The 12,923-nt window shown below is 43.9% G+C and carries 9 protein-coding genes, 1 tRNA gene and 1 pseudogene; 2 read left to right on the forward strand and 9 right to left on the reverse strand.

What is annotated here, in order from left to right:
* Positions 1–38: 38 nt before the first annotated feature.
* The 5 genes and pseudogenes from IGI76_RS09660 to IGI76_RS09680 all read right to left on the reverse strand — a co-directional run bounded on the left by IGI76_RS09660 (position 39) and on the right by IGI76_RS09680 (position 7,381).
* Positions 39–3,461: pseudogene (locus IGI76_RS09660) on the reverse strand (FtsX-like permease family protein).
* A complete protein-coding gene (locus IGI76_RS09665) occupies positions 3,462–4,163 on the reverse strand; it encodes an ABC transporter ATP-binding protein (protein ID WP_015509898.1) in 702 nt (233 codons plus the stop codon).
* Positions 4,164–4,358: 195 nt separating this feature from the next.
* On the reverse strand, positions 4,359–5,198 hold the full coding sequence (locus tag IGI76_RS09670) for an SDR family oxidoreductase (RefSeq protein WP_311902425.1): 840 nt from the start codon (positions 5,196–5,198) through the stop codon (positions 4,359–4,361).
* A gap of 123 nt (positions 5,199–5,321) precedes the next feature.
* Positions 5,322–6,467: an N-acetylglucosamine-6-phosphate deacetylase gene (gene nagA / locus IGI76_RS09675; RefSeq protein WP_194193768.1), complete on the reverse strand. Its 1,146-nt coding sequence runs from the start codon at positions 6,465–6,467 to the stop codon at positions 5,322–5,324.
* Between the two features lie 68 nt (positions 6,468–6,535).
* A complete protein-coding gene (locus tag IGI76_RS09680; protein ID WP_015509901.1) occupies positions 6,536–7,381 on the reverse strand; it encodes a helix-turn-helix domain-containing protein in 846 nt (281 codons plus the stop codon).
* Between the two features lie 159 nt (positions 7,382–7,540).
* Here IGI76_RS09680 and IGI76_RS09685 point away from each other — a divergent pair, with 159 nt between their 5' ends.
* Positions 7,541–7,720 (forward strand): hypothetical protein, encoded by a 180-nt coding sequence (locus IGI76_RS09685; RefSeq protein WP_005229977.1) that lies wholly within the window; start codon positions 7,541–7,543, stop codon positions 7,718–7,720.
* Positions 7,721–7,775: 55 nt separating this feature from the next.
* Here the strand turns inward: IGI76_RS09685 and IGI76_RS09690 are convergent, their stop codons facing one another.
* The 4 genes from IGI76_RS09690 to IGI76_RS09705 all read right to left on the reverse strand — a co-directional run bounded on the left by IGI76_RS09690 (position 7,776) and on the right by IGI76_RS09705 (position 12,370).
* On the reverse strand, positions 7,776–8,993 hold the full coding sequence (locus IGI76_RS09690) for a pyridoxal phosphate-dependent aminotransferase (RefSeq protein ID WP_005229975.1): 1,218 nt from the start codon (positions 8,991–8,993) through the stop codon (positions 7,776–7,778).
* A 167-nt stretch (positions 8,994–9,160) separates the two neighbouring features.
* Positions 9,161–10,036: an ABC transporter ATP-binding protein gene (locus IGI76_RS09695; protein WP_074535217.1), complete on the reverse strand. Its 876-nt coding sequence runs from the start codon at positions 10,034–10,036 to the stop codon at positions 9,161–9,163.
* Positions 10,037–10,046: 10 nt separating this feature from the next.
* The gene (locus tag IGI76_RS09700) at positions 10,047–11,261 is read right to left on the reverse strand and encodes an ABC transporter permease (RefSeq protein WP_333719294.1); all 1,215 of its coding nucleotides are present in this window, start codon (positions 11,259–11,261) and stop codon (positions 10,047–10,049) included.
* Positions 11,258–12,370: a hypothetical protein gene (locus IGI76_RS09705; RefSeq protein ID WP_438781454.1), complete on the reverse strand. Its 1,113-nt coding sequence runs from the start codon at positions 12,368–12,370 to the stop codon at positions 11,258–11,260. Before IGI76_RS09705 ends, IGI76_RS09700 begins: the two co-directional genes overlap by 4 nt.
* 195 nt (positions 12,371–12,565) lie before the next feature.
* Between IGI76_RS09705 and IGI76_RS09710 the strand changes: the two genes are divergently transcribed.
* Positions 12,566–12,648 (forward strand) — tRNA-Leu (locus IGI76_RS09710).
* Positions 12,649–12,923: the final 275 nt, after the last annotated feature.

Consider the following 12,923-nt stretch of genomic DNA (forward strand, 5'->3'; position numbering starts at 1 on the left):
CCTTTTTCCAGAATCATTCTGAGAAAAGGCTGTTTTTGTTACTCATTGGCTTTCAGTGCATCGATCATATTGACATGTTTCAGTTTGAAATACATTGCGATCCCTACCACGCTTGAAAATAAGCAGGTCAATCCAGCGGCATACACATAGCTCATTGGTTCGACTGTCGGTGAAAACATGGCGATATCGACTTCGATGGTCTGTAAGACAAATTGATGCTGAAGCACCCCTAATAATAAACCAAATGCAATGCCGAAGATCGTCAGAAAGATATTATCACGAAAGACGTACATGGTCACTTCTCGATCATAAAAGCCCAATACTTTGATGGTCGACAACTCGCGAATGCGTTCCGCTATATTGATGTTGTTCAAGTTGTACAACACGATAAAGGCTAATGCCCCCGCAGACGAGATCAAGATCCAGATGACGATGTTCAAGGTTGCTGTCGTGTCATCTAAGGCATCCGCTGAAGCTGAGAGGAAGGAAACATTGATGACATTGTCTTGTGCCATCAAATCAGCCGCGATCGCTTCTTCCTCCGATTTCGTCAAACGCTGACTGAATTTCAATAACTCACTGTTGTAAGAAGGGGCGGCCTGAAAGATCTTTTGATACGCATCTGGGGTCAAATAAGCAAAATGCCCTGTGTAGTTTTCTGCGATTGCAGCCACATTCAGTTCAAATGCTTCGCCGCTTTCATTCGTCAACGTTATCGTATCACCCACCGATAATCCAAACAACTTAGCAAGCTTTTCATTGATGATGGCACCCTCTCCTTCTAGCTCGTAAGCTTCTCCTGAAACCCGATCATTCAAGTGGACAAATCTCGATAAAGCCGCAGGATCTTCTGGCACGGTGACGGTTACTTCTTGCTGCGTGACCCCCGATTGAGCCAACGTCAGACTTTCCGTATGCAAGAATAACCCTGCTTCAAAGCCTTCAATATCTTCTGCGGCGGCTTTTGTTTCACTCATTGCTTCCGAATCCTCATCATCAAAGGTGATCACCGCCTGATATTGCCAGATTTTCTCAAACTGTAAAGGAATGATATTGCTAATGGAATCTCTCAGGCCAAATCCAGTCAAGATCATGGACGTACATCCGGCGATCCCTAAGATGGTCATGAGCATTCTTGACTTGTAGCGAAACAGGTTTCGCATTGTAACTTTTTGAATAAAACTTAAGTGCCGCCATATAACGGTGATTCTTTCTAAGAGAATTCGTTTTCCTGTTTTGGGTGCCTTTGGTCGTAACAATGAAGCCGATGACTGTCTTAAATCAAATCGTCAAACCAGCAACGCGATACCGATGGTGCAAAGCAAGCTGACTCCCACAGCAATCAATGAAAGCCGCAAATACCATGGGGTTTCATACTCCGTGAGATTGTAAAGCGGTCCATAAGCTTGAATGATGATTGCTGGAAAAAAGGAAAAGCCGACTGCTAGACCCAATACAGCACCTGTGATGCCTGCTGCAGAGGAATAAAGCAAAAATTTCTGTCCAATCTCCCAGTTACGATAGCCTAATGCTTTCAATGTACCGATCTCACTACGTTTTTCATCGATCATCCGCGTCATGGTGGTTAGACTGACTAACGCTGCAATCAAAAAGAAGATAACTGGGAAAATCGTCGCTAACGAAGAAACCCGTTCCGCATTGTCTTGGTACTCTGAATAACCAGGATTCGCATCGCGGTTTGCGACACGATAAACTGCCGGTTTTAGATCCAACAATTCCTGCTCTTTTTCAGCAACTTCTTTTTTGGCATCTTCAAGTTTTTCGCGTTCTTTTGGTGCTCTTTCTTTAAATTCGTCAAGCTTTTCTTGAAGGGTTGCTTCGTTTTCTCGATATTCTTGCCAACCAGCAGCTAATAAAGACTGACCCTTGGCTTTTTCAGAAGCTAAGGTCTCACGAGCGTCGCTCAGCTGCGTCTCTCCTTGGGTGATCTGGGTCTGCGCTTGTGCCAATTCTTGGCGCCCAGCTCTGATTTGGCTCCAGCCAGCATTGACTTGCTGTTGTGCCTGCTGAAGTTGCGCTTCTTGGTCATTGATCGCAGCCATTTGCCCAAGTAATTGCGCACGTTGTTGCTCACCTTTGGCAATGAGTGGACGCAATGTATCTTCAGCTGCCGTCAGCATAGTAGCAATCATCGTTTCATCGATTTCCTCCAGATCAGGAATCGGACCAAGGACATCTGTCGGCAGGTTCAACTGTGCCAGAGCGGCGGTTACTTGTGCATAGACGGTAGGCAGCTGGGCCATTTGCTCCTCTGCAGAAAGTTGACCCACACTTCTGATTTGATCCATGCCTTGGTATGCCAGCGCCAGTTGCTCCTCTACCTGCTGGATGCCCCTTTGCAGTTCAGGTCTTTGTGCCAAAACGGGTGCCAACTGAGCTTGGGCTGACTGTACTTGGGCTTCTTGCTGAATCAATGCTTGTTCATTTTGATCTAGCAGGCGTTGATTTTCGATCAATGCCTGTTTCCCCTCAGCTAATTTTTGCGCTTCTCCATTCAATTGCTCTTGGGCAGTTTGAATCTCTGTCTGAAAAGCTGCTTCTTGTTCCGTCAACTCCTGATGCGCCTGCGCCAATTTCTCTGTTGCGTCGTCAAGTTCCGCTTGCGCTTGCTGCAATGCTTCTTCGCCATCACGGATCTGTTCTTTGGCCTCATCAATGGCTGGTTGGGCTTCATCGATCAACTCCTGCCGCCGTCCTTGTGCCCGCGGAGCCAACTGTTCTTCTACTTCATCACTTACTTGATCCCTTTTTGTCTGATATGCTTCTGAATAGCTAGCCACTTGCGATAGCTCATCAAAACGAACTAACAATCTAGCATACGCAGTTTCTTTAAAATCTTCTTCTGGAATTACTGCAAAGTAATCGACCGTCCCATTCCCAACGGTACTATTGCCTCGATGAAAATTCTCAATAAATTCGGGACTATTGACAAAGCCAACGATCGTGTAAGTGTGCGTTTCTAGCTGGTTTTCACCGCTTTCTGGCAGTTCAAAAGTTTCATCTAGTGCAAACCCACCGCTGCTTTGTGCCGCTTGATCCAAAGCAATTTCCCCTGACTTTTGCGGCAATCGACCAGAAGTCACCTGATATTGATTGACTTGCCGCTCCTTCGAAAGGGAAAAGACACGGATCACGGCACGGTGATTTTCGGCATTGATATCGGCGATCTGCTCTGCTTCAACAGACGTGACACCAGGCATTTCTTCAATGATTTCCCGATCGGCAGTCGACAACCCTAAAGTTGACGCAATCGTAAAGTCCGCTAATTTCTGGCGAGCAAAGTAATCTTCAGCTGCTTGTTCCATATTCGGACCTGTTGCACTGATCCCCACAAAAAAAGCGACCCCTAAGAAGATAATGCCTAATATGGACAAAAACCGCCCGGGTGCTTGCCTAATTTCACGTAAACTGGAACGTAATAATGTTTTTTTCATAGGCATTTACCAAGAAATAGAGGCAATTGGAATCGGATGAGTATTTTTTTCCATCTTGCGGACCTTTGCATCATTGATATGGATCACACGATCAGCCATGGGAGCCAATGCGCTGTTATGTGTAATGATCAAAACGGTCGTCCCAGTCTCGCGAGCCGTTTTTTCTAGAATTGCTAAAATCTGTTTCCCCGTTTCATAGTCAAGTGCCCCAGTTGGTTCATCACAAAGCAGCAATTTGGGCTTCTTCGCAATAGCACGAGCGATCGTGACTCGCTGCTGCTCGCCACCAGACAATTGCGCTGGAAAGTGATCCAAGCGATCACCAAGCCCAACTTGGGTCAAGATCTCAGCAGCATCAAGTGCCTCTGGCACGATTTGTGCTGAGAGTTCAACGTTTTCTCTGGCTGTCAGATTAGGGACCAAATTATAAAACTGAAAGACAAAACCGACATCTTTGCGGCGATAGGTCGTCAATTGTTTGGCATCAAAGCCAGCAATATCTGTTCCATCAACGATCACTTTGCCACTATCACATTGATCCATTCCGCCTAATATGTTCAAAACGGTGGACTTACCAGCGCCACTTGGACCAAGGATCAGTGCGATCTCTCCTTTTTCTACAGAAAACGAAACACCATCATTAGCAGCAATGACCGTGTCGCCCATTGTGTATTTCTTCACTTCTTTCACAACTTCGATATAACTCATTATGTTCCTCCAAGAATTCCAGCGCCGCATGCGCTTTCTCGCTTAATAGTGTATCATACTTATTCCTGCGAAAGAAACAGCAAAAAAGCAGCTCATTTTATCAAATTAAAAAATCTGAGACAAAATGATGCTCATTCTGTCCCAGAATCGATTTTACACTTCCATCTAATTTGATTGACAAAGAACAAAAACCAATCATTGTGCTTGGTCGGCAATTCTTCGCTGGGTTTCTTCCCAAAGTTTTTGCGCTTGCTGCCGCTCATCAAGGATCTCCGTCGGCACTGCCTGACGGTCGACAAAGTAGCGCCCGCTAGTGCCAGCCACCTCGGGGCTTAGTGCCAAATATATCGCTGTATCAGACCCTTCCTCTGGTGTTTTGAAAAAAGGCGTGAGCATTTTGTAGACAGATTGACCAAATCCTGTTTGTCGGCTGACGCCTAAGCTGGTCGCCACAGCTCCCGGATGCAAGGCATTCGCAGTAACGGTCGTATTGCGCAATTGAAAGGCAAGTGCATCCGTAAATAAAATCAGGGCTTTTTTTGAGCGGCCATATTCCCGCCAAGGTAAAAAATCCGGTACATCGAAAAAGCGCTGATCCTTTTTCTTTACAAATTTGTAAGCACCAGAAGCAACATTAACGATCCTACCAGCATCCGCACGTTTTATTAGCGGCAATAACTGACGGGTCAGTTCAAAATGCCCCACGTAGTTTACGCCCAGCATTTGTTCAAATCCATCGGCTGTTCGCTCTTTTTTTAAATTGACGATGCCCGCATTATTGATCAGTACATCCAATTTCTCAAAGCGGGCGTTGATTTCGGCGGCTGACTTGCGCACGCTAGCCAATGACCCCAAATCACCGATCACTAGATCAATGCTTGGATTGCCAGTCTCTTCCTTCAAACGTTGCTGTGCTGCCTGTCCTCGTTCGGCAGAACGGCAATACAAAATCACATGCATCCTCATTTCTGCCAATTGTTTGGCTGTTGCAAAGCCCATGCCAGCGTTGGCACCCGTAACTAAAATCGTCTTCAATTTACCACCTTCCCCTTCTAAGAATCCCCTTTTTCTTTCATCATAACTGAAAACAAAAAAATCTGCTCAAAAAACAGATCAAGAGAAGCTCTCTTCTTGTTTCTTGAAGCAGATTGTTTCATTTTATGCTTGGTAACGGCAAACACCATCTAAATAAGTGGCTGCTAAATTCATTTTTTGATCCAAAACAATGAAGTCTGCTGGACGACCTTGTTTGATCATGCCGCAAGCGTGGTCGATGTTACAGCTGATCGCTGGGATCAAGCTGGCCATCATGACCGCTTCTTGGGGGGTAGCGATTCCCCAGTCTACAACATTTTTCACGGCTTCTTTTAGTTTCAAGATGCTGCCAGCAAGATTGCCTGTTTCCATCCGAGCCGTGCCATCTTTTACCACTACTGGAAATTCACCTAAAATGTAATCACCGTCTGGCATACCGCCAGCCATCATACAGTCGGTGATCAAGGCCACATGGTCGTGACCAGCTTTTTCCATCAAAATCTCAGCTGCTTGAGGATGTACATGGTGGCCATCACAAATCAACTCAGAAAAAACTTCTTTTAATGAAAGTAATGCACCAACCATTCCAGGTTCACGATGGTTTAATCCGCGCATTCCGTTGAAGGCATGAACAAAGACACTGGCACCAGCTTCTACTGCTGTTTGCGCTTCTTGTAACGTTCCGTTACTATGCCCTAGTGCAACCACTACGCCTTCTTCCGTCACTTGCGAAACAAATTCACTCACACCTTCGCGCTCAGGAGCCAAGGCGATTTTCTTGATAATTCCACCAGAAGCTTCTTGCCATTCATGGAAGGTATCAATATCAGGATCACCAAAGTAGATTGGATTTTGCGCCCCTTTATGTTCTTCAGTAAAGAACGGACCTTCAAAGTAGATGCCTTGGATCTTCGCTCCTGTAACTTCGTCTTTGACTTTCCCAACGGTTTCAGCAACATCCCGCAACCGTTCTTTGCTGGATGTTAAGGTTGTCGGTAAGAACGATGTCACACCACAAGACAAAAGACCTTCTGACATGGCTTTGATGCCTTCTGCATCGTTATCCATCACATCATGGTTCATAAACCCGTGGATATGAGTATCCACAAGACCCGGTGCTACCCATTTGCCTGAATAATCTTCTACGTCTGCACCAGCAGGGACTTCATCGACGATCGCGCCAAATTTTCCCTCCTTGACCTCCAAGTAACCAGGGCCATGAACCGCTGATTTCAGAAAGAATTTGTCTGCGTAAATATATTTATTCATCTTGATCGCTCCTCTATTTCTTTTCTTCCTTAAAAGTACTCTTATTTGTAGCAGAAGTCAAGAAAGGTCTACACCACTTTGTCAGATTGGCGAATATCCATGACGGCACGATACAGTTGAAAACTTTTTTCAGCTGCTTTTTCTTCTTTTAGTCTTTGAAGCAATTGTCCTTTTAGTTCAAACAATTCTTCAAGAAAATACAAGCTATTTTTCTCTCTTGCTAGGGCAATGCCTTCGTTGGTTACTTTTAGCGCGCGACAGTCTTCTTGTTGCTCCTTTAAAAAGACCGCATAGTTGTAATAAATTTTCGTCAGCGCTGTGGACAGTCGCTCCGGCGGCAAGGCATGCATGGCATCGTAGGCTTTTTCTAAATAAAAACGCGCCTCACCCAGTTGCAGCAAATCACTATAGACACGACCCATGCAGCTCAGGATACGAATTTCCATCACCGAAACATTGGTCTTATCCTGTTGATAGGAATAGGCCAGTCCTTTTTTCAGCGCCTCAAGGGCGGCATCATAGTTTTGATCGAGGAAATAATCACAGCTTCCTAGATAGTAGTAATACATTTGCATATCTGAATCCAGATACAAATAATCCTTGATCGCCTTGTCTTCCATTTTTTCACGCATTTCTTGAAATTGTTTATGGACAAAATGTGATTCGATCTCGGCAAAGATTTGATTGGTTTTGTTGATCTCTTCCGAATGAAGCATCATTACTTGATCTAAGGTGACGCCTAAGCGTTGGCAGATTTGATACATCACCCAGACATTGGGCAGCTCTTCGTTGTTTTCGATACGACTTAACACACTTTGCGAACAAATATCTTCCGCTAACATCTTCTGGGTCATCTTTCGTTTCAACCGAATTGAACGGATATTTTGACCAAAAGATTCATCTCTTTTTTTCATAATCGTCCTCCAGGGGGAATTCTAAAAAAATCGAACGTTTCTTGTCAAAAATGCGAATTCGCATTTTTAATTTTCTTTATTTTAGCACATAATGACAAAAAGGAAAGCAATTTCAAGAATGTCTTGTTATTTTTCCACAATTTCAAATGAGGTGTTAAGATGACGATCGACAGTACGATCTTTTTTACATGGGAAGGCAAAAAATACCAAGGGATCATCGAACGGGAATATGAAAATTCGGTCCTCGTTCAAGTGACCGATCCTAGTGCTGAAATGCTGGATAAGTTTACCAATCGGATGATTGTCAGCAAAAAAATTTGTCAACCAGTTACCGAATAAAAACATAAGCACCGCTCCCTCACGATTGCTGAAGGAGCGGTGCTTTTTCATGTACTTACTTCTGGCGATACGCTGCCAAGAATTCTGTCATTTTTTCAGCAGTCGTTTTTAAATCTTCCATATTAGGAAGGTAGACGATACGGAAATGATCGGGCTGTTGCCAATTGAACCCACCGCCGTGCACCAACAAGATATGGTGTTCATGTAAAAAGTCGAGAACAAATTGTTCATCATTGGTAATGTTAAAGCGCTGAATATCAATTTTAGGAAAAATATAAAAGGCTGCTTTCGGTTTCACTGCTGACAATCCAGGAATATCATTGATCGCCTTGTAGATAAACTCTCTTTGTTCATAGATTCGACCACCTGGCAGCAGCAGCTCATCGGAGCTTTGATAGCCGCCTAATGCAGTCTGGACGATTTGTTGCGATAAAACATTGGAACACAGCCGCATCGAAGACAACATATTCAAGCCTTCGATATAGTCTTTGACATTGGACTTATCCCCGCTGAGAACCATCCAGCCAACGCGGAAGCCTGCCACTCGGTGAGACTTAGACAAACCGCCTAGCGTCACAACGAAGCGATCTGGTGCTAGTGTAGCAATCGGTACATGGACATAATCATCCATGACTAAACGGTCATAGATCTCATCGGAGAAAATGATCAAGTCATGCTCACGAGCAACCTCGACGATTTGTTGTAAAACTTCTTTCGGATAAACGGCGCCGGTGGGATTATTTGGATTAATAATGACGATGGCCTTCGTCTTGCTGGTTACTTTGGCTTTGATATCCTCGATATCAGGATTCCAATCTGCTTGTTCATCACAAATATAATGGACGGGTTTTCCGCCAGCTAATGAGATCGAAGCAGTCCACAAGGGATAGTCTGGCATCGGCACGAGCACTTCGTCCCCATTGTTACATAACCCTTGCATACACATCGTGATCAGCTCGGAAACACCATTACCTGTGTAAATATCATTGATGGTCACATCAGGAAATTTTTGTAATTGATAATATTGCTCGATCGCTTTACGTGCCGAGAAAATCCCTTTTGAATCAGAATAGCCTTCCGACTCTCGCACATTCATGATTAAATCTCTAACGATTTCATTTGGGGCTTCAAAGCCAAAGGGCGCGGGATTCCCAGTATTTAATTTTAAGATACTGATGCCTTCTTCTTGCATCCGATCAGCTTCTTCTAAAACAGGGCCGCGTACATCATAACTGACCCCTTCAAGTTTTGACGACTTTGAAAATTTCTTCATATTCCATTTCTCCTTTAACCATAGGTCAACGTCAGGTTATTGGTTCTCGTCGTTGATCTCTTTTCAGATTGAACCTATTATAGCAAAAAAATTTTAACTGTGGCGAAAATTTTTCACCTCTGGGTCGAGAGCGCTTGCCCTGCGTTCATCCACTGAATTTGGTTCATTCAGGAATTTTCAGGAAAATACTTCAAGTACAATTCATTTAACGCCAAATGCCCCACCGAAAAATCAGTGATTCCTGCTGCGATAAAACGTTGCGGCAACTGCGGATCGCTGATTTCTACTAGATAGATCCGCCCTTGCAGATCGATAGTCACTGTCGTTAACTCTGGAAAAGCCACCAAGAAATCCGCCGAATCCGTCTTTACATACAACGGTTCATTGACTAACGACTTGCGGCCAAGGTATTCGTGAATGATCTTACCGTCTTTTAAAAACAAGACCCGATCCGCGTAAGAATCTAAATTCGTCAAAATATGCGAAGCGATCACGATTGCTTTCTTTTGCTCCCGCAAGGCTTTCAACACGTTGGAGATCAATTCGACATTTGTCGGATCTAAGCCATTCATCACCTCATCCATCAACATGTATGGCGTATCTGTCACGATCTGCATCGCAAAGCACAGACGTTGCCGCATCCCCAGCGAATAGGTTCCCACTGGGCGTTTGATGTAATCACTCATTCGCAAACGAGCAATCGTTTCTTCCACCAAGCGTTCCTCTGAACGCCACATTCGCTGATACAGTTTCAAATGCTCGAGTCCGCTTAAATCATTGTACAAATCATTTTGGTCAGGAAAAAATGAAATTTGTTGATGCGCTGCCACTTCTGATTTTTTGGTCACATATACTTGACTGCCGTTTAAAAATACTGCGCCTTCATTCGGCTGGATGAAATTCATCACCACATTCAATAGTGTGGATTTCCCAGTGCCGTTAGGGGCGACTAACCCGACGATCTCCCCGGGAGAAAAAGCAACGGAAAGTTGATCCAATACTTTTCTCGTATACGTGACGGTCACATTTTTCAGTTCTAACATATCGTTCCTCCTATGCTAAATGAAATTTTTTGCGTTGGATCGTCAAAAAGAAACACATTTCGATCAGAAGCCAAACCCCGCCTAATAAAAGTAAGCCTTTCTCAATCGTAAATCCTGCAGAACCAAAGTAAAAGCGTGTCCAGCCTGAAAGGACTTGTCCCACATTTTGATACAGATAGACATACAGCGTTTTATCAAGGTAGGCACTAAACCAGCGCCGTTGGAAAAGAAAGGGCGAAAGCAAACAAAAACCAGCCACAAGCAGATTAATCAGCTCTGAGCGAAACAGGGCACTGAACAGCAAGATGCCACGACAATAGATAAACTGCAAGAAAAGCGTCGCAAGAAAACATTGACTTAGAAAAAGACCGATGGATTGGGTCTCAAAAGCATTGAAATCTGTGATCGGGTAGCGGGCATCAAAGGTCGATGATAAAATCGTGACTGGCAGTTCCAAGGAACCAAAGCCGAATTGAATTCCAGAGCCAAACCAGATAAAGAACATGGTTCCTAGCGTTGCGATTGCAGAACCAACCATCAATGCTGCCGTTTTGCTCCAAAGGATCTCTTCTGCCGATAATGGCAGTGAAAGAAACAGGGATTTATGTCTTCGTTCTTTTGGTAAGCAATCGATCGCCAAAAATAAAGAAACAGCAATTAATAGAATCGGTAAATATTCAGTGAAGCTTCGCTGTAATGCTTGCACCCCCGTTTTTTGCTCCATGACTGCTTGAGAGAGTTTGCTATTGGGCAGCTGGCTAAAAGCCTCCATCAGTTTTGCGGTTGATGCATAGCCGAAGCGCCCGTCATACCCAGCATAGTAATTTCGAAACGTGTAATAATCAGGGGTATAAAATATATTTCGTTCATCGGTAAATTGCAAAGCGAGATGGTACCAAGTACTTGTGCTTTGTGCGTATGCTTGCCAGTCTTTCTCGGCTAGCGCGTCGAGCCGTTGTTTTTCTGCTTCATTCCATGGGGTAAACATTTCGACTGCCATGAATGCCGACCAATGGTCAGAGGGATTGGCTGCTTGTTGATCAAGAAAATCTTGTCGCACAGTATAGCGTTGTTGCATTTCTGTTTTATCTACTCGTTCAATCGGGCGAAAGTCTCTTTGCCAAAAACTGTAAACGCCGCTGTAGATCAGCAGCAAGCAAAAAAGGCCAATGGTTTTCTTGCTTTTTAACAACTGGCGTAATTCAAAGAAAAAATAGTCTTTCATCCTTTGCCTCCTCTCAACAAGCGATTCTGTTTATCCGCAACGAGCATGATGCTTAAACAAAGGAAGATCCACACTAGCGTCAGCAGCCAACTGGCATAGACGCCCCAAGAAGTGCCAGAGCCCAAAGCAAAGGCACCCGAATAAAATTTATCCATAGCAGCTAGATGAACTGGTAATATAGGGATCTTTTGCAGCATCGGAATCAAGCCGAATCCATAAAAAAGCACCAGTAAAAAGAAAGAGACGTATCGATTGGCTGCGACCATGTTCATGACAAAACCTAAGCATTCGATCAAACCAATCAGCAAGGCAAAAGAAGCCATACTATATAAAACGCTCTGCCAAAAAGGTAAGGCTACCCAATCCCCACTGAGATAGACGGCTACTGGATACTGCCAATCCCCGAACTCCCCCAGAAGGCTCATTGAAAGAAAGACGCCTAAGAAAAACACGAGCAAGATTCCTAAATTGGTGATCGTTTTGACAAAAACCTTACTGACCATCCGAATTGGGAAAATCTGCGGGTATGAGCGGATCAAGGAGAAGTGTTCTCTTTCTTCTAATAAATTGTCACTAGCAAAAAAAGCCCAGAAGAAGAACCCAAAATTCAGTAAAAACGTTATTGCCAAAGCGACAGCCGTCTGGGTATTAGCAGCCGTGAGAACCGGATCTTTTTCTTGCTCGGCTAAGGCTTGATAGACCGTTTGCTCTTGTTCGATCGTCCACATCGGCGGTAAAAAGGCTTTGTCATCAACTTCAGACGCCCAAATCTGCTTTTTTAGCTCCGCAATTTGAATACTCGTTTGATTAAATCGTTCATATTCCTCCATAATCAAGTTGGATAACTGCCGTGAGGTCAGTGTATTATTTTCAAGCAAAAGTTGATATACCTCTTGCTGGTCAGGCGAGCCCGACTGATTGGCTTGGTAGCGATCAACAAGCCGTGAAGCCTCCGCTTTTTCGGCGGTAATGGTAGCGGGCAAGTTGACAGGTTCCATCAGTTTCAAATAAATGGAAAACCAGCAGCCCAAACTAAAGGCACCAATGAGTAGGAAGATGAATGTTTTCTGCTTAACAGCTTTTGCCAGTTGGTTTTTAAAATAGTTCATTTGCTCTCCTCTCAAAAAATAATTATTCATTCTTTTAGCATACCTTTTATGGAAAAAAATGCAATCTAAAGTCTGAAAATTCTTTCAAATAGCATGAGGAAAAGTTATTGACAAACCTGCTGAAAATCAGGTAAGATATTTTCTAGACGCGGCGTGACAGAACTACCTTAGCCTGCGTTTCCTTCTATAGTATTTGCGGAAATGACGGAATGGCAGACGTGCAAGATTGAGGGTCTTGTGAGCAATCGCTCGTGTGGGTTCAAATCCCATTTTCCGCATCCTTACAGCTTCCCCATTGTGGGAAGCTGTTTTTTTGTTTACACAAAAGATCCCCCCTGGCGATCCTTCAATGAATTCCTTCGATCGCTTTGATCTTGAGCGCCTACTCCTCAAAAGTTGATAGTAAGCTTCCTTTCCCTAATTATAAAAAACCGATAAAAATTCTTTTTCCGTTGCATTACACGCTATTTTTCATATAAAATGAATAATACAACGACTATTCATAAAATTTAGTTCGATGTTCCGTTTTTTCTTATTAGCGTATCAGAAACAA

Source organism: Enterococcus sp. DIV2449a, from assembly GCF_051711225.1.
Lineage (GTDB): Bacteria > Bacillota > Bacilli > Lactobacillales > Enterococcaceae > Enterococcus_D > Enterococcus_D casseliflavus.

Bases quoted from the DNA above. Each gene is read 5' to 3' on its own strand.
- IGI76_RS09665 (WP_015509898.1), bottom strand. From the start codon at position 4,163: ATGAGTTATATCGAAGTTGTGAAAGAAGTGAAGAAATACACAATGGGC.
- nagA (WP_194193768.1), bottom strand. From the start codon at position 6,467: ATGAATAAATATATTTACGCAGACAAATTCTTTCTGAAATCAGCGGTT.
- IGI76_RS09680 (WP_015509901.1), bottom strand. From the start codon at position 7,381: ATGAAAAAAAGAGATGAATCTTTTGGTCAAAATATCCGTTCAATTCGG.
- IGI76_RS09685 (WP_005229977.1), top strand. From the start codon at position 7,541: ATGACGATCGACAGTACGATCTTTTTTACATGGGAAGGCAAAAAATAC.
- IGI76_RS09690 (WP_005229975.1), bottom strand. From the start codon at position 8,993: ATGAAGAAATTTTCAAAGTCGTCAAAACTTGAAGGGGTCAGTTATGAT.
- IGI76_RS09695 (WP_074535217.1), bottom strand. From the start codon at position 10,036: ATGTTAGAACTGAAAAATGTGACCGTCACGTATACGAGAAAAGTATTG.
- IGI76_RS09700 (WP_333719294.1), bottom strand. From the start codon at position 11,261: ATGAAAGACTATTTTTTCTTTGAATTACGCCAGTTGTTAAAAAGCAAG.
- IGI76_RS09705 (WP_438781454.1), bottom strand. From the start codon at position 12,370: ATGAACTATTTTAAAAACCAACTGGCAAAAGCTGTTAAGCAGAAAACA.